A 20,726-nucleotide genomic window follows, 5' to 3' on the forward strand; every position below is an offset into this window, starting at 1 on the left:
CCCCCACCACCCCGCACCACCCGAAGCCGGGCCCGGCGCCGCGACCCCCGAGCGGCGCCGGGCCCTCACCCATGCGCCGCCCGCCATGAGCGCCGCTCATGGCGGGCCGGGGCCATGAGGGGAGCTCATGTGGCCCGGTTATGAGCCTCGCTCATGTGGCGGCAGGTATGAGCCTCACTCATGGGGACCGGCCATGAGCCCCGCTCATGGGAGCCACTCATGAGGGCCGCTCATGAGGCGCCAGGCATGAGGCGCCAGGCATGAGCCCCGCTCATGTCGTCGCCCTCCGATGAGCGTCGCTCATCCGGTCAGCCAATGAGCCCCGCTCATGCGACCGCCCATGAGCCCCGCTCATGGCCCCGCGATTCCCACCCGGAAAGGACCCCGCACCAATGGACCCCGCCACCACCACCCGAGCCCAAGTCCTCGTCGTCGGGGGCGGCCCCGTGGGCATGCTCGTCGCCGCCGAGCTGGGCCACCACGGCATCACGACCGTCGTCCTGGAGAGCAACCCGGAGACCGTCGACCAGCCCAAGGCCGGCACCCTGCACGCCCGTACCGTCCAGGGCCTGGCCCGCCGTGGTCACCTGCGCGCCCAGCAGGCCACCGGCAACGGCCTCGCCCGGCCGAACGCGGAGGCCTTCCACTTCGCGGGCCTGCCCGGCCTGGTCATCACCGCCCCCGGCACCGAGCCAACACCCATCTACGGCCGCTCCCAGGCGGACCTGGAGCGGGACTTCGAGGCCCGGGCCCGCGCCCGCGGCGTCACGGTCCTGCGCGGCCACACCGTCACCGACCTCGTCCAGGGCCCCGACACCGTCGAGGTGACCGCCGAGGGCCCGGACGGCGTACGGCGGTTCACGGCCGAGTACGTGGTCGGCGCGGACGGCGCCCGCAGCGCCGTCCGCGATCTGCTCGGCTTCGCGTCCGAGACCCACCCGGCGACCGTCTCCGCCCTGCTCGGCCTGGTCCGCCTCACCGACCCCTACCGGGTGCCCTCCGGCTGGAACCGCACTCCGCGCGGCTGGACCATCGCGGGCGTGAACCCGTACGGGCACAGCCGGTTCTTCACCATCGACTTCCGCGGCCCGCACCGCGACCGGCACGCCCCGCTCACCCTCGGCGAGTTGCGCGGCGAGGCCGAGCGCATCCTCGGCCACCCGGTGCCGATGACGGACCCGGTGTTCTTCTCCAAGTTCAACGACTTCTCCCGGGTGGTGTGCGACTACCGCAAGGGCCGGGTCTTCCTGGCCGGTGACGCCGCCCACGTGCACTTCCCGGTCGGCGGCCAGGGCCTCAACCTCGGCCTCCAGGACGCGCTCAACCTCACCTGGAAGCTCGCCCACACCCTGGCCGGCACGGCGGGCAAGGACCTGCTGGACACCTACGGCGAGGAGCGCCGCCCGGTCGCCCGCCGGGTGGTCGACAACACCCGAGCCCAACTCGCGCTGATGCGCCCCGATCCGGGTCTGGACCCGCTGCGCGACCTGGTCTCCGAACTGCTCGGCGTCGAGGGCGCCAACACCCACCTCGGCAACATGATCAGCGCCCAGGACACCGTCTACCCGGCCCGCACCTCGGACGGTTCGCCGTGGGAGGGGCACTTCCTGCCCAACCTCCCCCTCACCACCGCGGACGGTCCGACCGACGTGATCCGCCTGCTGCTGGACGGCCGCCCGGTGCTGCTCCTGCTCGGCGCCGACGAGGAGGCGCACCGCAAGCAGGCCGAGGGCTGGTCCCACCTGCTGCGCGTGGTCAGCGCCGAGGGCGACCGCAAGCTCCCGTGGGACGCCGTCCTGATCCGTCCGGACGGCTACGTCGCCTGGGCCTCGGACGGCGGACCGCTGGCGGGCACCCTGCGCGAGTGGTTCGGCGAGCCGTAACCGACCGCGCACTCCCGACCGCGCACTCAGCAACGCGTCTCCGAGTGGCGACGCGCGAAGGGCGGGTACGGCTCCCCGTACCCGCCCTTCGCGCGTTGCCCGTCCGGACCGGACCGGACCGAACCGAACCGGCGGCCGCTACCCGGCCGCCTCCGACTCCGCTACCACGTCACCGGCAGCGAGGTCGGCCGCCGCAGCACCGTCCCGATGTCCCACGGCACGTCGGCCGGCTCGACGGCCAGCGCCAGCGTCGGGAACTCCTGGGCCAGCCGGGTCAGCACGGTCACGATCTCCATCCGCGCGAGCGCCGCGCCCATGCAGTGGTGCATCCCGTACCCGAACTGCAGGTGCCGCTTGGCCGACTGGCGGTCGGGGTCGATCACCAGCGGGTCCGGGAACACCTCCGGGTCGCGGTTGGCCGCGAAGGCGTCCGGGTAGACGACGCTGCCCTCGGGCACCAGGCCGACGCTGGTCTCCAGGTCCCGGCCGGCGATCCGCGGGAAGGCGGAGATGGTGCCGAGCGGGATCAGCCGGATCAGCTCCTCGGCCAGCCGCGGCGCGATCTCCGGCTCATCGGCGAGCCGGCGCCACAGCGCCGGGGCGGCCAGCAGGGTGTAGAGCGACTTGGTGAGCACGGACACGATGTTCTGGTCCGCGCCGAGCAGCGAGCCGAAGAAGATGCCGGTCAGCTCGGCGTCGTCCAGGGCGGGTTCGGCCCGGTCCCGGTCGGCCCGGAACTGCTCGATCAGCCCGCCGGGCACCACCGGCCGGACACCGGTGATCAGGTCCTGGACGTAGCCGTAGACCCGGTAGAAGTGCTCGACGAGGTCGGGCACGTCCTCGTGCGAGGCGATCTGCACGATCCGCGAGGACGGCCGGAAGTGGTCCACGTCCTCCAGCGGCACGCCGAGGAAGTGGCAGTTGACGGTGATCGGCACCCGGTCGATCAAGTCGCTGAACAGGTCCGGGGATTCGGCCGCGCGCAGCCGTGCGATCCCCTCCTCGACGACCCGGTCGAGCACCGGGCGCAGCCGCTCCACGCCGTTGGCGCTGTAGTCGGCGGCGACGAAGCCGCGCACTCTGGCGTGGTGCGGGGCGTCCAGGTTGAGCAGCAGCTCCTTGGGCATCACCGTGGGCAGGAAGCTCGGGCCGCCGTCGACGTTGGTCTCGGTGCGCCCGGAGGCCGGGTCGGTGAGCAGCTTGTGGACGTCGGCGTAGCGGGTGAGGTGGACGGCGGGGTGTCCGCTGGGCAGTTCGATCAGCGGTACGCCGTTGGGACCGGGCTCGGCCAGCGGGAGGAAGGCCGGGACGGGGTCCAGGTGCGGAATGTCCGTGACGTTGACGGTCGCGGACGGGACAACGGTGGTCATGCGTTCTCCGGTTGGACGTCGTTGCGAGGGAGTGCGGCCGGGGAGGGCCGGGGCGCGGTGAGGCGAGCGGTCAGGTGAGCACTCGGGTGAGCGGTCACGCGAACGCTCAGGTGAGCGCGCAGGTGAGCGGTCAGGTGAGCGCGGGCAGCCCGATCAGACCGGTCAGCTCCCGTACGGCCTGGGCGCTGTTGCGGAAGTGCACCGCGCGCCAGCCGCAGCGCCGGGCGGCGACGCAGTTCTCGGGGAGGTCGTCGATCAGCACGCACTCCTCTGCCTCCACCCCCGCCTGCTGCTCGGCGAGCCGGAAGATCTCCGGGTCGGGCTTGCGGTAGCCGACCTTGCAGGAGTCGACCACGCAGTCGACCTCGCCGGCGGGGGCCACGATGGCCTGCCAGTACGGCTCCCACTCCACGACGTTGTTGCTGAGGATGCCGACCCGGAAGCCGTGCTCCTTGGCGTGCCGCACGGTCGCGGCCATCACCGGGTTGACGTGCACGCCCTCGAACCACTGAGCGCCGAAGTGCTCGAAGCGGGCGCGGGACAGGTCGATCCCCGGGTCCTTGTCCCGCAGGGCGCGGACCATGGCCTCGCCCCACTCGGCCTCGGTGAGCATGGCGAGTTCGATGGGCGCGAGCGGCTCGACGCCGAGCTCGCCGGCGACCGTCCCGAGGGCGGTCTTCAGCTGGCGCGGGGTGATGCCGGTGCGGGCGTGGTACGAGTCGAACAGGTCGTCCAGCGGCGGCGAGAGCACACCGCCGAAGTCGAACCAGATCATGGGCTTGGACATGGCGGTGTCTCCTTGCGGTGCCGTGGTGCGGTGCCGTGGTGCCTTGGTGCGGTGGCGCGATGACGTTGCGTGCGCTGTGACGCGGGTCGTCCGGGCAGCTCAGGCACTCGCCGCGGCATAGGCGAAACGATTCTCCAGAGCCCCGGTGATGGGGCTGGTGCGCGCCAGGTGCACCCGGGCCCGGGCGATCCGCTCGTCCTCCTGCACCATGGAGATCTCGAACGCGACGGTGTCCGCGGCCGGCGACTCCACCACCCGCACGACGCAGTCGGTCGGCAGCTCGAACTCGCCGAAGCGGGTGAAGTCCGTCTCCACCTTGGCGAGCAGCAGGCTGCGCGGCGACAGCCCGAACAGCTCCTGCGCCGCGTACATCGCGGACTGCCGGAAGCCCTCGAAGATCAGGGCGCCCGGGATGTGGTCCAGCGGGTGGTCGAACAGCGCCGGGTTGCCCTGGTCTACGACGACCTGGGTGCGCAGCTCGTGGTCCCCCACCTCGACCCCCGCCAGCACGACGTTCTGCCCCGAGGCGCGGCCGACGGAGAGCGCGGGCATCCGGCGGCCGGTGTGGTGCGGCCGGGCCGGGGTCAGGGCGAGCGCGGCGCGACCCTTGTCACGCATCCGGTCCCAGGCGGCGCCCGGCATCCACTGGCAGGTGGTGCGCATGGTGGCGGCCACGCTGCCGTCCACCGAGAGGACCAGGTCGAGCGTGCTGCCGGTGACGACGCCGTCCCGGTGCTTGAGGCCGGCCTGGTGGGCCCGGATCTCGGCCTGGCCGGGGCGGGCGCCGATCCGCAGCGCCTCCGGGTCGGTGATGTCGAGCTCTCCGCCGACGAAGATGAACTTGTTGTCCAGCGGGGCGTCGAGGAAGGTGTGCGCGGCGTAGATCGACGCCTGGCGGAAGACCTCGACCAGCAGCAGCGGGTCGTACGCGGCGGGCGCGGTGACGTTGTCGCTGTAGTAGCTGTGCACCCGCGGCAGCTGCGCGGCGATGAGGTACTCGTCCTCGGCGACCCGGACGGAGTCGGTCAGGAAGACCTCGCAGATCGCGGCCCGGTGGACGGTGGCACGCGCGACGGTGTTCGAGTAGGTCAGAGTACCGTCGTGGATTGCGGACATGACTGAGCTTCCCCCTCTGTGCTCCTGCATGTAGGTACCCCTCCGATCGGAGGTGCGAGCGTGATCGTACCTCTGTTCGGAGCGAGGTTACTGTGGCGTAGGCCACGTGGAAGCGAACATGTGTGTTAAATGCCCGTGAGGGCCCCGTTGCGCCGATCACCCTGCTCACCAGGCCCCGCACGGGCGGTCGGCAGACGAAGCGGACATGCCGACGGCCCGCCGCACCACTGCGACGGGCCGCCGACGAACGGACGCGGACTCGGGCTCGGGCCCTGGCTCCGGCTCGGACCCCGGCTCCGAATCAGGCTCGGACTCGGGCTCGGGCTCCGGTTCCGGCTCGGGCTCAGCCGAGCGGCAGCTCCAGGCGGGACTCGTTCCCGCCGGGCGAGCCGATGGTGGCGGTGCCCGCCTCCGCCGCGAAGGAGTACAGCTCGTCACGGCTGTTGACGACCAGCGCCAGCCGGTGGCCGACCGGCAGGTCGTACGCGGCGGGCTGGAGCTTCCACTCGACCGTGGCGTCCACGCCCGGGGTCAGGCCGAGCGCGGTGTACGGCTCGTGCGTGATGATGCGCGCGGTGCCGTCCGGGGCGACGTCGAACAGGTAGGCCACCAGGGTGACGTCCTCCCCCGTGCCGCGTACGGTCAGCCGGACCTCCGCGGCACCGCGGATCCGGCGGGCCACCTCACCCTGCCCGGTCAGCGGGTCGGTCGACCAGACCAGCAGCCTGGGACGCTCGAAGTCCGCCAGGACGTACGACTTGGGGTTGCCCGTCCACTCCTTCTGGCCCGTCCCCATCACCTCGTCCACCGCGGTGGCCGCCGTCAGCTCGCCGAGCTCGAAGCTCCGCTCCCAGCCGGCGGCCTGCTTGTCGGCCAGCGCGCCGTCCCCGTCACCGTTGGTGCCCGTCAGGTACCAGGTCTCGCCGCCGGTGGTGACGTCCGCCCACGACGCGTACGCCTCCCGGTGGGCGGGCTCGGTGATCCGCTTGCCGCCGCCCAGCACCGGCTTGGTCTTGTAGGTGAACATGACCTGGTTCTCCACCGCCTTCCAGTTCGGCACGTCGTTGTCGACGCCCAGCAGGTGGTGGTCCAGGAACTCGTAGGCCTCCTGCATCGGCACCCGCAGGCCGGGGAACGGCAGCGTGGTCAGCAGGCCCGACAGGCCCGGGCCCTCGGGCGCGCCGTGGTCGCCGATCCACAGGTTGAGGCGCTTCGGCACGTCGAGCTCGGTGAAGAGGTCGACCACGGGGGCCGCCGGGAAGAGGGTCTCGTGCCAGGTGTTCGAGATGAAGGTCGGGATGCCCCGGCGGTTGGTCTCGCGGACGTAGGTCTCCGGGGACCGCTCGGTGCCCCAGGCGACCACGTCGTCCAGGTCGCGGTTCTCCGCGAACTTGTCGAGGATCTCCCGGGTCTCCTGGTCGAACTTCTCCTCCTTCGGGCCGCCGGTGAAGCCGATCAGCAGCTCGACGGCCTTCGTGTGCCGGGTGTTGTTGGCGTAGAGGCTGGTGGCCAGGTTGCCCCAGGTGCTCAGCGCGACCACGGCGTCGACCCGGTCGTCCTCGTCGTGCGCGGCGACCAGCTGGCTGATCCCGGAGCCGTAGGACTCGCCCAGGAACCCGATCTTGCTCGGGTTGAACTCCCGCTGCACGTAGTCGATCACCACCGAGCCGTCGGACCAGTCGTTCGGCCCGGCGACGTCGACGTAGCCCTCCGAGGTGGACGGCCAGCCCGGGTAGCCCAGACCCCGGGGGGTGTAGGCCAGGACGTGGTACCCGCGAAGCGCCAGTGTGAGGTACGCGTACACGAAGGGCAGCCAGCCGACCGGACTCCAGCCGGCGGGCAGGATCACGACCGGGTGCTGCTCCTCGCCCTTCAGCTTGATGGAGAACGCCGACAGGCCGATGTCGTCCGCCGCGAGGATCGTCGGTGTGTCGATCGCGGCGATCCGCAGCACCCGGGCGACCAGATCGGCCAGCTCCGGCGGGAGTTGCACTCCCTCCCGCCCCTGGAGGGCCTCCGCCAGACCCCTGCCGAGATCGACGGCGGCCGGGTTGACGGTGGCGTCGGAACGCCATAGCCCGTTGTCGGCGATGTCGGCGAGTGTCGCTTCGGTGATCGAAGGGATCTGGCCCGGGTTCTGGTCGGTCATGTGGAACCACCCTCTCGTGAACGGATACCGAAGCCCTTCTTGGCAGGATGGGACGTAGCCAAACTGATGATCAATCAGCTTCGCTCGAACGGGTGGACCGGCGGACGACCCCGGCCGTCGGCCCCCGTGCCGTGTTAAGGACGCGCCCCCGCTGCCGCGTGTCACCCGTACATCACTCGTGCGGGTGAGATGCCGTGCGGTCTCCCCGGATTCGTCCACCCCGATCGGAAGACTGGCCGCGCCGACAGGACCGAGTGGAGGAAGTGCCATGGCAGAAGAGATCGCAGAAGAGCTCTACGCAACCCTGAAGACCGACCAGGGCGACATCGTGATCCGGCTGCTCCCGAATCACGCCCCGAAGACCGTCAAGAACTTCGTGGAACTCGCCACGGGCGAGCGCCAGTGGATCGACCCCAACACCGGGCAGCCGAGCGACGACAAGCTGTACGACGGCACGGTCTTCCACCGGGTCATCGAGGGCTTCATGATCCAGGGCGGCGACCCCCTGGGCAACGGCACCGGCGGCCCCGGCTACAAGTTCGCCGACGAGTTCCACCCGGACCTGGCCTTCACCAAGCCCTACCTGCTGGCCATGGCCAACTCCGGGCCGGGCACCAACGGCTCCCAGTTCTTCGTCACCGTCGGGCCGACCACCTGGCTCACCGGCAAGCACACCATCTTCGGCGAGGTCGCCGACGAGGCGAGCCGGCGGGTCGTCGACGCCATCGCCACGACCGAGACCAACCCGCGCACCGACCGCCCGGTGAAGGACGTGGTCATCGAGTCGGTCGTCATCGAGACCCGCTGACCGGGCCGGGAACCGCCGGTGGATCGGGGAGTGGGAGGTCGGCTCCGTCGACTTCCCACTCCCCAGCCCACTCCCCGGCCCACTCCCGCTACTCGACGACCGGCCGCGCGAGCGTCAGCCCCGTCCACCGCTCCAGCTCCGCCGCGTGGCTGCCGTCCGCCGTCGCCCGGGCCACCGCCGCGACGTCCTCCGGCGCCGGCCCGCCCCCACGGGCCAGCAGCACCAGCGGCCACACCGGCGCGCCCGGCCCCGCACCGTCGAACGCGTGCCAGTCCCAGGCCGCGTCGAACCGCCAGGCGCGCCCGTCCCGGTCGGCGACCTCGTCCCCCGGCTCCAGGAACGCGTACGGACGGAACACCAGCTCGATGCCGATCGGCTCACCGCCGGCCGGATCGAACGCGTAACACTGCTCCTCGAGTTCGGGATCGTACGTCTCTCCCTGCGGCAACACGTCGAGGTAGCACGCCGGCCGCGGCAGCATGCCGGTGACCAGCGGCGGGTCGTAGTACTCGACCGACTGGACGTGCACCACCGTCGGGGGGATCCCCACCCGACAGCTGTCCCCCGGCTTCAGCAGCGTCTCCGCCGGCTCCGTCCGGAAGGCCTCCCACTCACGGGCGCCAGGCAGCGGAAGCGCCCGGTCGCCGTCCCACCGGATGTGCGTGGCCTCCCGGTCCACCTCCAGCCACGGCCACGGCACGCAGACGTAGGAGCGGTACACCTCGTTGACCGTGGTCTCGGCGAACGGGCACTCCAGCCGCAGGACGTCGCCGGGGCGGTACTCATGACTCATGCCCGGCATTCTGCCCGCCCGCACCGACATGCCCGCCGCCCAGGCGACCACTGGCGTCCGCCCTCGACCGTGGACGAGCCCCGGTGGGACCCTGGCCGGAAGACGCCCCTCGCCCCTCACGCGGTGAACCCGCCGACCGCGAGGCGGCGTTCGCAGCAGAGACAGCGCACGTCCCGGTCCATCGAAGGCCTAAGGAGCCACGCCATGGGCATCGCACGTCGTGATCTTCTCAAGTGGGGCGCGGGGGTCGGCGGAGCAGCCGCCCTGGGCAGCGGACTCGTCCTGCCGTCCACCGCCTCGGCGGCCGCGCGGACCACCCCGCGCGGACTGCCGACCGACAACTGGATGCGCTACATCAAGGACGGCGTCCCCCTGCTCGACCTCACCATCCCCGGCACCCACGACTCGTGCTGCGAGAACCCCGACTACGGCACCGAGTGGTCGCACACCCAGAACTGGGGCATCACCCAGCAGTTGCAGGAAGGCGTCCGCTTCCTCGACATCCGCTGCAACGGCCTCCAGGGCGCGCCCGACGAACTCGGGATCTACCACTCCGACAACTACCAGCACATCCGGCTCCAGGACGTGCTCAACCAGTGCCGGTCCTTCCTCCAGGGGCACTCCGGCGAGACCATCGTGATGCGCCTCCGGAACGAGCGGGCGGGCGGACAGGCGCTCGGCGACGACGAGTTCATGCGGCGGGTCAACCACTACTTCAACGAGCTCGGCTTCCGGAGCCTCTTCCACTTCTACGGCTGGCCCACCATCACCGCCGCCCGCGGCAAGGTCGTCCTGCTCGCCGACTTCGCCAACCCGTGGGGCCTGATCAACTGGTCCAGCGGCCAGAACGAGTACATGGACACCCAGGACGTCTGGGAGATCGGCGGCAGCGACCCGCTGGGCAAGAAGGGCCAGTACATCGTCAGCCAGTTCGACAAGGCCTTCCTCAACCCGAGCTCCTCGAAGATGTTCGTCAACTTCCTCAGCTACGCCGGTGGTTACTGGCCCAAGCGCAGCTCGCAGGACCTGATGGACCACGCGATCTACCCGTACCTGAACGCCCGCACCCAGCAGCGCGCCCGGTTCGGCATCGTGCCGATGGACTTCCCGGACTTCCACGTCAACGTGCTGCAGATGCTGATCGACAAGAACTTCGTGTAACCGGCTCCGCTCCCGGTTCACGGTCTGCTCGTGCCACGCCTGCGTCCGCGTGCTCGGTCCCCTCCCCGGCGGAGGGGGCCGAGCCCTCGGCGCTCCCCGCGCATCAGCCCGTGGATGTAAACCCCTGGGCCAATGCGGGGCGACGGAGGATCAATCGGTGGGCCGATGCCGCCCGCCCGCGGCGCGTGACAGCGTTCCTCACATGGACACCACGCCGATCGCACGCCGCACCGGAAGCCCTGTCGGAACCCCCGCCCGAGGTCGCCGTTCCGATCCGACGCGTCGTCACATGCTGCGCGCCGCACTGGCGCTGGGCGCCGTCGCGCCGCTCGGACTCGCCGACACCGCCTGGGGCGCGCCCGCCCGCTCCGCCGCGCCCGCCCCGTCCTCCGCCCCCGGTTCCGCCGTCACCGGTTCCGCCGCGCCCGCCCGGCTCACCCTCCCCGCGCCCACCGGCCCGTACCCGGTCGGCATGGTGCCGCTCCACCTGCGCGACACCTCCCGCCCCGACCCGATCGCCGGGCCCGGACGATTCCGCGAACTGATGGCCACCGTCTGGTACCCGGCCCGGTGCGCCGACTCCGACGCGTACCCGCTCGCCCCCTGGATGACCGACGGCGCAATGCGCGCCTTCCTCGCCGACACCGGCTTCCCGCTCGACCCCTCCCTGGCCCCGCTCACCGCCGGCCACCAGGGCGCGCCCGTCCACCGGACCGGCCACCGGCTGCCCGTCATCGTCTTCTCGCACGGTTCGGGCAGCCACCGCGGCGACCACACGGTCATCTGCCAGGAACTCGCCTCTCACGGCTACGCCGTCGTCACCGTCGACCACACCCACGACTGCTTCACGCAGTTCCCCGACGGCACCGTCTCCACCCCGGACGACCGCGTCCCGATGTACCCCCGGGACTACGCCGCGGACCTCCGCTTCCTGCTCGACCTCGTCGACGACCTCGCCGCCGGCCGCAACCCCGACGTCGACCGGCGCGCCCTCCCGGCCGGCCTGCTCGGCGGCCTCGACCCGGACACCGTCGGCGCGTTCGGCTGGTCCAAGGGCGGCACCGCCACCGCCCTCGCCATGGGCGCCGACCCGCGCATCCGCGCCGGGCTCGCCATCGACGCGCCGCTGATCGCGAACCCCGCCCCCACCGCCGACCTCGACCGGCCGTTCATGCTGATGACCGCCAGGTGGGCCCGCGCCACCAACCCCGCCACCGAGACCTTCTGGACCCACCTGCGCGGCTGGCGGCTCGACGTCCAGGCCACCGGCGCCGTCCACCTCTCGTACGGCGACAACATGACGCTGATCCCGCAGGCCGGCAAGCTGCTCGGGATGACCGAGCAGCAGATCCAGTCCCAGGTCGGCACCCTCGACCCCGACCGCGGCATCCGCATCCAGCAGGCCTACCCGCTCGCCTTCTTCGACCTCCACCTGCGCCACCGCGGCCGCCACCTGCTCGACGGGCCGTCGGCGGGCTTCCCGGAGGTCGTCTTCCACCCGTAGCCCGCCCGCGGGCCACGTCGTTCGCGCGTCGGCGGCCCATGCCGTTCGGGCGTCGGCGGCCGCCAGGTGTTCGCCCCGGCGGCCGTCCCGTCCGCGCCCCGGGGCCGTACGGCGTCCCGGGGCGCTACGGCGTTCCGGGGCCTTACGACGCCCCGGAACCCTGCGGCGTCCCGGTCCGGACCTCCTCCAGCGACTCCGCCAGTACCTCCCTGGCGCGGGTGAACCAGTCGGTGATCACCGCGATCTCGTCCGGCGTGTAGTCGGCGAACAGCGCGCCGATCCGCTGGTAGAAGGGCCCGTAGACCTGGAGGACGCGCTCCTGCGCGCCGTCCGCCATGACCACGCGCACCCGCCGCCGGTCACCGGGGTCGGCCTCCCGGTGGGCGTACCCGGCCTTCTCCAGCCGGTTGAGCACCCCGGTCACCGCCCCGGTGGTCAGCTGGGCCCGCTCGGCGAGGTCGCCGGCGGCCAGCGGTTCGCCGGCCATCGCGGCCTCGATGACGAAGCCGAGGCAGGTCAGGTCGGTGACGTTGAGCCCGAGCCGGGCGGCGATGTCCTGCTGGCCGAACTGGGCCAGCGCGATCATGCGGTCCATCGAGTACTGCGCCTGCTCGGGCGTCGCCTGGGGGCGCGGCTTGCCCTTCACCCAACTTCTCCTTAGCATCCAAGTTACTTAGCTCGTGAGATAAACGACCTGGGTCGCCCACCGGCACCCACCCATCTCACACCACCGGAGGAGACATGCGCGCACACGGCGATCACGACATGGGGCACACCGTCGCCGGCTGGACCGGCTCCACCATCGCCGTCCTCGGCTTCGCCGTCGCCGGCGCGGCCCTCGTCCTCGGCTCGGCCGCCGGACTCTGGGCCGGCGGCGCCCTGACCGCCCTCGGCGCCGTCGCCGCCTGGCTGCTCCACCTCGCCGGCCGGGGCAAACCCACCGGCCCACGCCCGCCCCACCTCCGCCACTGGCGCACCCCGGACCCCGCCGGCCGCCACGGCCACCCCGACTGCCTCGGCTGCCGCCTCGCCGGACGCCGACCGGTGACCGCGGGGGTCGCGGGGGTCACAGGGGCCGGCGCGACCCCGGGCGCCGTGCCCGCCGGGCAGCGCGTCCGCGCCGACGCCTGACCGCGATCACGGCGCCGAGGACAGCGCCACACCCGTCCGGTACAGCTCCACCAACAACGGGCGGAGCGCCTCCCCGGCCGGCGTCAACCGGTACAGCGTCCGCACCGGAAAACCCGCGACCCGCTCGCGCGCCACCAACTCCCGCTCCCCCAGCGCCTGCAGACGCTCGGCGAGCACCTTCGAGCTGATCTCCGGCAGCCGCCCGCGCAACTCCCCGTACGAGGCGGAGCCGTGCATCAACTCCCGCAGCACCAACGTCGTCCACCGGCCCGCCACCGCCGCCAGCGCCACCTCCACCGGACAGCCCGCCTCCGGCCGCGCCGTACGGCCACGGCCGTCCGGCACCAACTCCGCGTCCCAGCGGCGGCCTTCGGCCCGCACGTCGCTTCCCGTTTGGTGACCTACGACGCGCCCGTCTTCACTGCTCGCATGACTCACCCCACCAGCCTCCCCGCGAGCACCGACCCGGCACAACACCCGGCCGTCTTCGCCGCCGCCTTCAACTCCGGCGACCCGGCGCTGCTCGCCCGGGTCTACGAACCCGGCGCCGTGTTCGTCCCCGCCCCCGGCACCACCACCTCCGGCCCCGACCTCCAGCGCGCCACCGCCGAGTTCCTCGCCCTCGGCCTGCCGATCACCGTCCGCCCCCGGCACACCTACGTCGCCGACGACATCGCCCTGCTCATCGTCGACTGGGAGATCAACGGCACCACCCCCGACGGCACCCCCGTCCACCTCACCGGCACCGCCACCGACGTCGCCCGCCGCGACCCGGCCGGCCACTGGCACTACGTCATCGACAACCCGTTCGGCACCGCCGGATCCTGACCCGGATCCTGACCCGGCGCCGACCGGCCGGCCGTCAGCCGGCCCGCTCCTTCGGGTTGACCGCGCAGAAGTAGACCCGGCTGGTCCGCCGGTCGAAGTAGAAGCTGCCCGTGTAGTGGTCCCAGGTGACCGACCGGTCGAACAGCTCGCTGTGCAGCCAGTTCGCGGGCTCCCCCAGTTCGGCGGCGAGCTCGTCGGGGACGGGGCAGGAGATGTGCTCCTCCTTCCAGGTGCCGGTCGATGTGACGGCCGCCAGCTTCGCCGGATCCACCGTGGCGAAGCCGTCCACCGTCACATCGGTCGGCCCGGGAACCGCCGGTCGGGGGTCCGGGCTCCCCAGGGCGGCACCGATCCACCGCGCCTTCGACAGCTCGCCCAGCTCCGGGAAGCGGCGCCGCAACAGGTCGACGTCCGTACGGACCTGCCGCTTCGGCGACGCGAACGCCGCCGGAAGTCCCGGGCCGACCCGGAGGAAGTGCGTGCCGCCGATCCCCAGATCGCCCAGCATCAGCGCCTCCACGCCGTCGTGCTTGCCGTACTGCAGGTACTTCTCACACGTCAGCGAGCCGTCCACGGAGGCGAGTCGGACGAACGCGCCGTACCCGGCATCGTCGACCCGGCCGTGCCGCCAGGTGCCGGTGAACCTCACCCCCGCCGCGGACTCGTCCCCGCGGCACGCGGCCGGGACCAGGGCCACCTCCCCCAGCCGGCCGTCCTCCAGGAACTCGATCGAGCCGGCCTGCTCCACCCGCCACACCCCGACCACCGGCGCCGTGACCTTCGCCACCGTGCAGGAGGTCAGCGCCGACAGGGCGACGGCCAGGGCAACGGCCAGGACGAGGAGCGGAACGGGCGCCCTGGTGCTGAGACTTGGGCGCGTGTTCGACCGCAGGAAGTCCATGAGCCGATCATCGCACCGGCTCCGGCGCCCTCCGCCTACCCCGTCTACCCGGCATCCGGGGGCGTCCTCCCGGATGCCCCGGGGTCGGGTAGACGGAGGGCCCCGGCTCAGACCCGCATGTCCTGGGTGGCGGCGACGGTGGGCGGGGCGGTGCTGCCGGCCTTGGCGCCGAGGGTGCGTTCGACCTTGGCGACGGCGGTGCGGTACTGCATCGAGGCCGCCTGCGCGGAGGCGCCCTCGCGCTGGAAGTAGCCGAAGGCCAGCGCGACGGTACCGAAGCGCTCGATGCCGAGGTAGGCGTTGAGCTGGACGCCGGCCAGGGTGCCGTCCAGCCGGACGGCGGGCGCGTCCTGTCGGTCGCCGAGGGCGACCGGGGTGACGGTGAAGGTCACGGTGTCCCCGATGCCGGCGTTGAAGGTGATGGTGTGACAGCTCCGGAGAGCGTCGGCGACGGCGTTGAAGTCGCTGGTGAGCCGGTCGGACGGCTCGGCGGTGAGGGCCTCCGTCACCATCGGGTTGCCGTCCGGGCCGTCGAACTCGGCCTCCGCCCGCGGGTTCGTGGGGCTCGGCTGGGTGGCGTGCATGTTGATCAGGGCGCTGAGCGCGTCACAGCCGCTGACCGGGCTCGGGTTCTGCTCCGGGCTGGGGCTCTGCGGGACGGGCACCTCGCTGTAGCCCGGGCCGAGGTCGGCTGCGGTCAGCAGGGCCGATCTCAGCTGGTCGGCGGAGGGGAGCTCCTGGGCGGGTGCGGCCGACGCCAGCTGGGCCGGGCCCAGAGCGACCGCCACGACGACGGCCGCGGCGGTGACAGCGTGGAAAGGCCTCGGAAGAGACATGCGGGCCCCCGGTCGAGAGTTCGGGCAGGGACAGGAGACCAGTGTCCCACCGGGTGCCGGTCAGGGCGCGCGGGGCGGCCATCGGCGCAGGTCACGACCGGTTCGGTGGTCATCAGCGGAGCTCATGGGGGGCGGTGTGAGCGGGGCTCATGGGGCGCTGATGAGCAGGTCTCATGGGGGCGTCATGAGCACGTCTCATGGGGGCGTCATGAGCAGGTCTCATGAGGGGTGCCATGCGTACGAGGGGTGCCATGAGGACGTCTCATGGCGGACGCGATGAGCAGGTCTCATACGGGATCCGATGAGCGGGGCTCATCGGACGCCAGCGTCTCGACGGTCTCGGCGAGCCACTCCACCCAGAACGTCTCCAGCCCGATGCCGGCCCGCAGCACCGCGTGCTGGAGCCGGTTCTCGCCGTCCGCCCGCTCGGCCGGGAAGTCCCGCCGCTCGATCTCCAGGTAGTCGGCCAGCTGCGCGCGGTGGAGCACCAGGTGCCGCTCCAGCTCGGCGGCCAGGCCGTCCGTACCGACCACCGCGGCCGCCCGCAGCCGCAGCAGCAGCGGCTCCCGGACGGCCCGCGGTCCCGCACCCTCGGCCGTCCAGCGGGCCAGTTCGGCGCGGCCGTCCGGCAGGACCTCGTACTCCTTCTTCTGCCCGCGCACCGGCCCGTCCGGCTGGAGGGCCCGGATCTGTCCGGAGGCCTCCAGCCGGCCCAGCTCGCGGTAGATCTGCTGGTGGGTGGCGGGCCAGAAGAAGCCGATCGACTTGTCGAACCGCCTGGTCAGCTCCAGCCCCGAGGACGGCTTCTCCAGCAGGGCGGTGAGGATGGCGTGCGGCAGCGACATGCCGACGATCCTAGAGGCGCCCGGACGGGCCACCCGGACGCGGCCATGAGCAGGTCTCATGCACCTCGCCATGAGGAAGTCTCATGCCCGCAGCCCACGAGCGGGCCTCATGAGCGGCGGGCATGAGCGGACCTCATGTACGGCACGCATGAAGAGGTCTCATGCGCGCCGCCCCCATGAGCGGGCCTCATGGCGGCCCCACCTCATGAGCGGGTCACATGGCCGCCGCCAGCTCGGTGCCCTGCTTGATGGCCCGCTTGGCGTCCAGCTCGGCGGCCACGTCGGCGCCACCGATCAGGTGCACCGCCAGTCCACGCTCGCGCAGCGCGTCGTACAGGTCGCGGCGCGGCTCCTGGCCGGTGCAGAGCACCACGGTGTCGACGGGCAGCAGCTGGCGCTCGCCGTCGACGGTGATGTGCAGGCCAGCGTCGTCGATCAGGTCGTACGTCACGCCGGGGACCATCACCACGCCGCGGTGCTTGAGCTCGGTGCGGTGGATCCACCCGGTGGTCTTGCCGAGCCCGGCGCCGACCTTGCCGGTCTTGCGCTGCAGCAGGTGGACGCTGCGCGGGGGCTTCGGTCGCTCCGGGACGCGCAGGCCGCCGCGCTCGCGGTACTCCGGGTCGATGCCCCACTTCGCCTGGAAGACCGACGGGTCGAGGCTCGCCTGGTCCCCCTGGTCGGTGAGGAACTCTGCCACGTCGAAGCCGATGCCGCCCGCGCCGAGGATGGCGACGCGTTCGCCGACGGGCGCGCCGTCGCGCAGCACGTCGAGGTAGCCGACCACACTCGGGTGGTCGATGCCCGGGATGTCGGCGGGGGTCCGCGGGCTGACGCCGGTGGCGAGGACGATCTCGTCGTAGCCCGCCCCGGCGAGCTGCTCGGCGGTGGCGGTGGCGCCGAGGCGCAGGGTGACGCCCAGTTCGGCGAGCCGGGTGCGGTAGTAGCGCAGCGTCTCGTCGAACTCCTCCTTGCCGGGGATGCGCCGGGCCACGTTCAGCTGTCCGCCGACGGTGTCGGCGGCGTCGTGCAGCGTGACGTCGTGGCCGCGTTCGGCGGCGGAGACGGCGAAGGCGAGGCCGGCCGGGCCCGCCCCGACGACGCCGACGCGCTTGCGCAGCTTGGTGGGCGCGAGGACGAGTTCGGTCTCGTGGCAGGCGCGCGGGTTGACCAGGCAGGAGGTGATCTGGAGGTTGAAGGTGTGGTCGAGGCAGGCCTGGTTGCAGCCGATGCAGGTGTTGATGGCGTCGGCGCGGTCGTCACGGGCCTTGGCGACGAAGTCGGCGTCGGCGAGCAGCGGGCGCGCCATCGAGACCAGGTCGGCGCTGCCGTCGGCGAGCAACCGCTCGGCGGTCTCGGGGGTGTTGATGCGGTTGGAGGTGACCAGCGGGATGCCGACCTTGCCCATGACCTTCTTGGTCACCCAGGCGAAGGCGCCGCGCGGCACCGAGGTGGCGATGGTCGGGATGCGGGCCTCGTGCCAGCCGATGCCGCTGTTGATGACGGTCGCACCGGCGGCCTCGACGGCCTGGGCCAGCAGGACCACCTCGTCGAGGGTGGAGCCGCCCGGCACCAGGTCCAGCATGGAGAGGCGGTAGACGATGATGAAGTCCTCGCCGACCCGCTCGCGGACCCGGCGGACGATCTCGACCGGGAAGCGCATCCGCCGCTCGTACGGTCCGCCCCACTCGTCGACCCGGTGGTTGGTCGCGGCGACGATGAACTCGTTGACGAGGTAGCCCTCGGAGCCCATGATCTCGACGCCGTCGTACCCGGCGCGGCGGGCGAGTTCGGCGCAGCGGGCGAAGTCCTCGATGGTCTGCTCGACCTGCTCGGCGGTGAGTTCGTTGGGCACGAAGGGGCTGATCGGCGCCTGGACGGCGCTGGGGGCGACCAGGTCGCGGTGGTAGGCGTAGCGGCCGAAGTGCAGGATCTGCAGGGCGATCTTGCCGCCGGCGGCGTGCACCGCGTCGGTGACCACGCGGTGCTTGTCGGCCTCCTCCTCGGTGGTCAGCATCGCGCCGCCCTCCCAGGGGCGCCCGGCCTCGTTGGGGGCGATGCCGCCGGTGACGATCAGGCCGACGCCGCCGCGGGCGCGCTCGGCGTAGAAGGCGGCCATCCGCTCGTAGCCGCCGGGGGCCTCCTCCAGGCCGACGTGCATCGAGCCCATGATCACGCGGTTGGGCAGGGTGGTGAAGCCGAGGTCGAGCGGGCTGAGCAGGTGCGGGTAGCGGCTGCTGCCGGGGGTGGCGCTCATCGACGTCTCCTGGGGCGCGGGCTGGGGGCGGGTCGGGTCCTGGTTACCGCAGGGTAGGGGACGGGTCGAGCCATATGCAACTAGTTGCATAAAGCCGGAACCGGCCTCCCCGCCACCCCCGTCCGCCCCGCCCCCGTCCGCCCCGCCCTCGTCCGCCCCGTTGTCCCGGAACACCCCGATGCCCCCGAACACCCCGCCACGGCCGGACGGGCCGCGTATCGTCGTGTCCCGGACAGCACCGGCCCGGAACCGCAGGCCCGGTCACGACCCGCACCCACGGGCCCGCGACCACCCGCCGCGACCACGGGCACGGAATGGCTCACGCGGGAGAGGGGGCAGCCGTGCGGGGTGGCTCGGTGGCCGTGGTCGGGGGCAGCATCGCCGGGAGCGCGTTCGCCGGGGCCGCCGCCCGGCTGGGCGCGGAACGGGTCGTGGTGCTGGAACGCAGCCCGGGCCGGCTGGAGGACCGCGGTGTGGGAATCTGCACCCACAACGACCGCTTCGACGAACTGGTCCGCGCCGGCCACCTCGCCGCGGACACCCGCCGGCACCGCCTCACCGTCCGCCGCTGGGTCACCCGGGGGCCGGCCGGCGAGGGCGACGGCCCGGACGGACGCGGACGGCTGCTCTGGGACCAGCCGTTCCCCTTCCACTCCCACCACTGGGCCGTCCTCTGGCAGGCCCTGCGCGAGCGGACGCCCGCCCGGGTCGAGTACCGGCTGGGCACCACCGTCACCGCGGTCGGGAACGACGGGGATGACGGGAACGACGGGGGTGCCTGGACCGAGGACGCCGACGGCGGCCGCGAGCCGTACGACCTGGTGATCGGCGCGGACGGCTACCGCTCGGTGGTGCGCGCCGCCGTCTGCCCGCAGGCCGCGCCCGAGTACGCCGGGTACGTGTGCTGGCGCGGCAGCTACGACACCGCGCTGCTGGACGAACTGCCCGGCGGGGCCGCAGCCTGGCCCGAGGAGGAGTGCATCACCGCCTGCTACCGCGGCGGACAGGTCGTGATCTACCGCATCCCCGGGCTCGAACCCGGCCGCACCCAGGTGAACTGGGTCTTCTACGCGCCCACCCCCGCCTGGCTCCACCCGGACGGCGCGACCAGCGTCCCGGCGGGCGCCCTCACCGAGGGGCGGCTGGACGAACTGCGGCAGCTCGCCGAACGGCACCTGCCGCCGTACTGGGCCGGGGTCGTCACCCTCACCCCGCGCGAACGGACCCTGCTGCAGCCCGTCTACGACCTGGTGGCCCCGCACCGCACGGCCGGACGGCTGCTCATCGGCGGGGACGCGGCCACCGTCGTGCGCCCGCACAACACCAGCGGCGCGGTGAAGGCCCTGCAGGACGCGCACGCCTTCGAGCGGGCGGGCACGGGAGCGGCCGGCTCCTGGTCGGCCCTGCTGGCCGCGTACGACCGCGAACGCAGCGCGGCCGGACGGGAGTTGGTGGACCTGGGCCGGACCCTCGGCCGGGCCCAGGTCACCGAGGCGCCGGACTGGTCCGCCATGGACGGGCCGGCGATGGCCGCCTGGTGGCAGCACCAGCTCACCGGCAGCGGGGGCTTCGGCGGCCACGCGCTCGGACGGACCGAGCCCTCCTCATGACCGCCGACAACCCCCGCCGGCTCGGCCGAACCAGCTGGCTCAGCCGGTTCGGCCGACTCGGCCGGGTCGACCCGACGGCGCGGACTCCGCCGTGACCGTCAGACGTTGACGCCGTAGTCGGTCGCGATGCCGCGCAGGCCGGAGGCGTAACCCTGGCCGATGGCACGGAACTTCCACTCGGCACCGTTGCGGTACAGCTCGCCGAAGACCATCGCGGTCTCGGTGGAGGCGTCCTCGCTCAGGTCGTAGCGCGCGACCTCCTGGCCGTTGGCCTGGTTGACGATCCGGATGAACGCGTTGCGGACCTGGCCGAAGTTCTGCAGCCGGGCGTCGGCGTCGTAGATCGACACCGGGAACACCACCTTGGCCACGTCGGCCGGCACCCGGTCCAGGTCGACCTTGATCTGCTCGTCGTCGCCGTCGCCGCCACCGGTCAGGTTGTCGCCACTGTGCTCGACCGAACCCTCGGGGCTGCGAAGGTTGTTGAAGAACACGAAGTGCTGGTCCGAGATCACCTTCCCGAGCGCGTTGCACAGCAGCGCGCTGGCGTCCAGGTCGTAGTCGGCCCCGGTGGTGGTACGCACGTCCCAGCCGAGACCGACGATCACGGCGCTCAGACCGGGCGCCTCCTTGCTCAGCGAGACGTTGCCGCCCTTGGCCAGCGAAACTCCCACAATGCCCTCCTCGGATCTCTCCCTACGGACGAATCTACAACACTGTAGAGATCACGAGAATCCGCCTGCGGTC

19 protein-coding genes are annotated in these 20,726 nt (G+C 72.4%); 7 read left to right on the top strand and 12 right to left on the bottom strand.

Annotated features, from left to right (window positions below; genetic code table 11):
- Window positions 1-392 precede the first annotated feature (392 nt).
- On the top strand, window positions 393-1,883 hold the full coding sequence (locus tag IE332_RS05805; RefSeq protein WP_189913981.1) for an FAD-dependent monooxygenase: 1,491 nt from the start codon (window positions 393-395) through the stop codon (window positions 1,881-1,883).
- A 161-nt stretch (window positions 1,884-2,044) separates the two neighbouring features.
- Here IE332_RS05805 and IE332_RS05810 read toward each other — a convergent pair whose 3' ends face one another.
- From IE332_RS05810 to IE332_RS05825, 4 genes are all read right to left on the bottom strand, one after another.
- On the bottom strand, window positions 2,045-3,253 hold the full coding sequence (locus tag IE332_RS05810) for a cytochrome P450 (RefSeq protein ID WP_189913982.1): 1,209 nt from the start codon (window positions 3,251-3,253) through the stop codon (window positions 2,045-2,047).
- 130 nt (window positions 3,254-3,383) lie between these two features.
- On the bottom strand, window positions 3,384-4,040 hold the full coding sequence (locus tag IE332_RS05815; protein WP_189913983.1) for an HAD family hydrolase: 657 nt from the start codon (window positions 4,038-4,040) through the stop codon (window positions 3,384-3,386).
- Between the two features lie 99 nt (window positions 4,041-4,139).
- The gene (locus IE332_RS05820; RefSeq protein WP_229928320.1) at window positions 4,140-5,156 is read right to left on the bottom strand and encodes a ScbA/BarX family gamma-butyrolactone biosynthesis protein; all 1,017 of its coding nucleotides are present in this window, start codon (window positions 5,154-5,156) and stop codon (window positions 4,140-4,142) included.
- Between the two features lie 343 nt (window positions 5,157-5,499).
- Window positions 5,500-7,305 (bottom strand): alpha/beta fold hydrolase, encoded by a 1,806-nt coding sequence (locus IE332_RS05825; protein WP_189913984.1) that lies wholly within the window; start codon window positions 7,303-7,305, stop codon window positions 5,500-5,502.
- Window positions 7,306-7,585: 280 nt separating this feature from the next.
- Here IE332_RS05825 and IE332_RS05830 point away from each other — a divergent pair, with 280 nt between their 5' ends.
- The gene (locus IE332_RS05830; protein WP_189914126.1) at window positions 7,586-8,113 is read left to right on the top strand and encodes a peptidylprolyl isomerase; all 528 of its coding nucleotides are present in this window, start codon (window positions 7,586-7,588) and stop codon (window positions 8,111-8,113) included.
- An 88-nt stretch (window positions 8,114-8,201) separates the two neighbouring features.
- On the opposite strand, the gene IE332_RS05835 is transcribed toward IE332_RS05830, so the two are convergent.
- Complete coding sequence (locus IE332_RS05835; protein ID WP_229928321.1) at window positions 8,202-8,906, bottom strand: hypothetical protein; 705 nt, start codon at window positions 8,904-8,906, stop codon at window positions 8,202-8,204.
- 204 nt (window positions 8,907-9,110) lie between these two features.
- On the opposite strand from IE332_RS05835, the gene IE332_RS05840 reads away from it, so the two are divergent.
- Both IE332_RS05840 and IE332_RS05845 read left to right on the top strand, forming a co-directional pair.
- On the top strand, window positions 9,111-10,067 hold the full coding sequence (locus tag IE332_RS05840; protein WP_189913986.1) for a phosphatidylinositol-specific phospholipase C: 957 nt from the start codon (window positions 9,111-9,113) through the stop codon (window positions 10,065-10,067).
- A gap of 289 nt (window positions 10,068-10,356) precedes the next feature.
- Window positions 10,357-11,571 carry an alpha/beta hydrolase family protein gene (locus IE332_RS05845; protein WP_229928322.1) on the top strand — a complete coding sequence of 405 codons (1,215 nt, stop codon included), beginning with the start codon at window positions 10,357-10,359 and terminating at the stop codon, window positions 11,569-11,571.
- Window positions 11,572-11,713: 142 nt separating this feature from the next.
- Here the strand turns inward: IE332_RS05845 and IE332_RS05850 are convergent, their stop codons facing one another.
- Window positions 11,714-12,217 carry a MarR family transcriptional regulator gene (locus IE332_RS05850; RefSeq protein ID WP_189913988.1) on the bottom strand — a complete coding sequence of 168 codons (504 nt, stop codon included), beginning with the start codon at window positions 12,215-12,217 and terminating at the stop codon, window positions 11,714-11,716.
- A 95-nt stretch (window positions 12,218-12,312) separates the two neighbouring features.
- Between IE332_RS05850 and IE332_RS05855 the strand changes: the two genes are divergently transcribed.
- Window positions 12,313-12,702 (top strand): HGxxPAAW family protein, encoded by a 390-nt coding sequence (locus tag IE332_RS05855; RefSeq protein ID WP_229928323.1) that lies wholly within the window; start codon window positions 12,313-12,315, stop codon window positions 12,700-12,702.
- Between the two features lie 6 nt (window positions 12,703-12,708).
- Here IE332_RS05855 and IE332_RS05860 read toward each other — a convergent pair whose 3' ends face one another.
- Window positions 12,709-13,083, bottom strand: a complete 375-nt coding sequence (locus IE332_RS05860) for a winged helix-turn-helix transcriptional regulator (protein WP_268256530.1) — start codon at window positions 13,081-13,083, stop codon at window positions 12,709-12,711.
- A gap of 48 nt (window positions 13,084-13,131) precedes the next feature.
- Between IE332_RS05860 and IE332_RS05865 the strand changes: the two genes are divergently transcribed.
- Complete coding sequence (locus tag IE332_RS05865; RefSeq protein WP_189913989.1) at window positions 13,132-13,530, top strand: YybH family protein; 399 nt, start codon at window positions 13,132-13,134, stop codon at window positions 13,528-13,530.
- A gap of 34 nt (window positions 13,531-13,564) precedes the next feature.
- Here IE332_RS05865 and IE332_RS05870 read toward each other — a convergent pair whose 3' ends face one another.
- The 4 genes from IE332_RS05870 to IE332_RS05885 all read right to left on the bottom strand — a co-directional run bounded on the left by IE332_RS05870 (window position 13,565) and on the right by IE332_RS05885 (window position 18,369).
- Window positions 13,565-14,431 (bottom strand): hypothetical protein, encoded by an 867-nt coding sequence (locus IE332_RS05870; RefSeq protein WP_189913990.1) that lies wholly within the window; start codon window positions 14,429-14,431, stop codon window positions 13,565-13,567.
- A gap of 107 nt (window positions 14,432-14,538) precedes the next feature.
- Window positions 14,539-15,219: a hypothetical protein gene (locus IE332_RS05875; protein ID WP_189913991.1), complete on the bottom strand. Its 681-nt coding sequence runs from the start codon at window positions 15,217-15,219 to the stop codon at window positions 14,539-14,541.
- A 335-nt stretch (window positions 15,220-15,554) separates the two neighbouring features.
- Window positions 15,555-16,112, bottom strand: coding sequence for a PadR family transcriptional regulator (locus IE332_RS05880; protein WP_189913992.1), 558 nt, complete (start codon window positions 16,110-16,112; stop codon window positions 15,555-15,557).
- 214 nt (window positions 16,113-16,326) lie between these two features.
- Entirely contained in the window at window positions 16,327-18,369 is a 2,043-nt protein-coding gene (locus IE332_RS05885) for an NADPH-dependent 2,4-dienoyl-CoA reductase (RefSeq protein WP_189913993.1), read from the bottom strand.
- Window positions 18,370-18,710: 341 nt separating this feature from the next.
- Here IE332_RS05885 and IE332_RS05890 point away from each other — a divergent pair, with 341 nt between their 5' ends.
- Entirely contained in the window at window positions 18,711-19,979 is a 1,269-nt protein-coding gene (locus tag IE332_RS05890; protein WP_189913994.1) for an FAD binding domain-containing protein, read from the top strand.
- 98 nt (window positions 19,980-20,077) lie between these two features.
- Here the strand turns inward: IE332_RS05890 and IE332_RS05895 are convergent, their stop codons facing one another.
- Complete coding sequence (locus IE332_RS05895) at window positions 20,078-20,653, bottom strand: TerD family protein (RefSeq protein ID WP_189913995.1); 576 nt, start codon at window positions 20,651-20,653, stop codon at window positions 20,078-20,080.
- Window positions 20,654-20,726 lie beyond the last annotated feature (73 nt).

The organism is Kitasatospora xanthocidica (assembly GCF_014656195.1).
Classification (GTDB): domain Bacteria; phylum Actinomycetota; class Actinomycetes; order Streptomycetales; family Streptomycetaceae; genus Kitasatospora; species Kitasatospora xanthocidica.

What these genes read in the sequence shown, in the direction of transcription:
- IE332_RS05805 (WP_189913981.1), top strand. Translation starts at nt 393, where the DNA reads ATGGACCCCGCCACCACCACCCGAGCCCAAGTCCTCGTCGTCGGGGGC.
- IE332_RS05810 (WP_189913982.1), bottom strand. Translation starts at nt 3,253, where the DNA reads ATGACCACCGTTGTCCCGTCCGCGACCGTCAACGTCACGGACATTCCG.
- IE332_RS05815 (WP_189913983.1), bottom strand. Translation starts at nt 4,040, where the DNA reads ATGTCCAAGCCCATGATCTGGTTCGACTTCGGCGGTGTGCTCTCGCCG.
- IE332_RS05820 (WP_229928320.1), bottom strand. Translation starts at nt 5,156, where the DNA reads ATGTCCGCAATCCACGACGGTACTCTGACCTACTCGAACACCGTCGCG.
- IE332_RS05825 (WP_189913984.1), bottom strand. Translation starts at nt 7,305, where the DNA reads ATGACCGACCAGAACCCGGGCCAGATCCCTTCGATCACCGAAGCGACA.
- IE332_RS05835 (WP_229928321.1), bottom strand. Translation starts at nt 8,906, where the DNA reads ATGAGTCATGAGTACCGCCCCGGCGACGTCCTGCGGCTGGAGTGCCCG.
- IE332_RS05840 (WP_189913986.1), top strand. Translation starts at nt 9,111, where the DNA reads ATGGGCATCGCACGTCGTGATCTTCTCAAGTGGGGCGCGGGGGTCGGC.
- IE332_RS05845 (WP_229928322.1), top strand. Translation starts at nt 10,357, where the DNA reads ATGCTGCGCGCCGCACTGGCGCTGGGCGCCGTCGCGCCGCTCGGACTC.
- IE332_RS05855 (WP_229928323.1), top strand. Translation starts at nt 12,313, where the DNA reads ATGCGCGCACACGGCGATCACGACATGGGGCACACCGTCGCCGGCTGG.
- IE332_RS05865 (WP_189913989.1), top strand. Translation starts at nt 13,132, where the DNA reads ATGACTCACCCCACCAGCCTCCCCGCGAGCACCGACCCGGCACAACAC.
- IE332_RS05870 (WP_189913990.1), bottom strand. Translation starts at nt 14,431, where the DNA reads ATGGACTTCCTGCGGTCGAACACGCGCCCAAGTCTCAGCACCAGGGCG.
- IE332_RS05880 (WP_189913992.1), bottom strand. Translation starts at nt 16,112, where the DNA reads ATGTCGCTGCCGCACGCCATCCTCACCGCCCTGCTGGAGAAGCCGTCC.
- IE332_RS05885 (WP_189913993.1), bottom strand. Translation starts at nt 18,369, where the DNA reads ATGAGCGCCACCCCCGGCAGCAGCCGCTACCCGCACCTGCTCAGCCCG.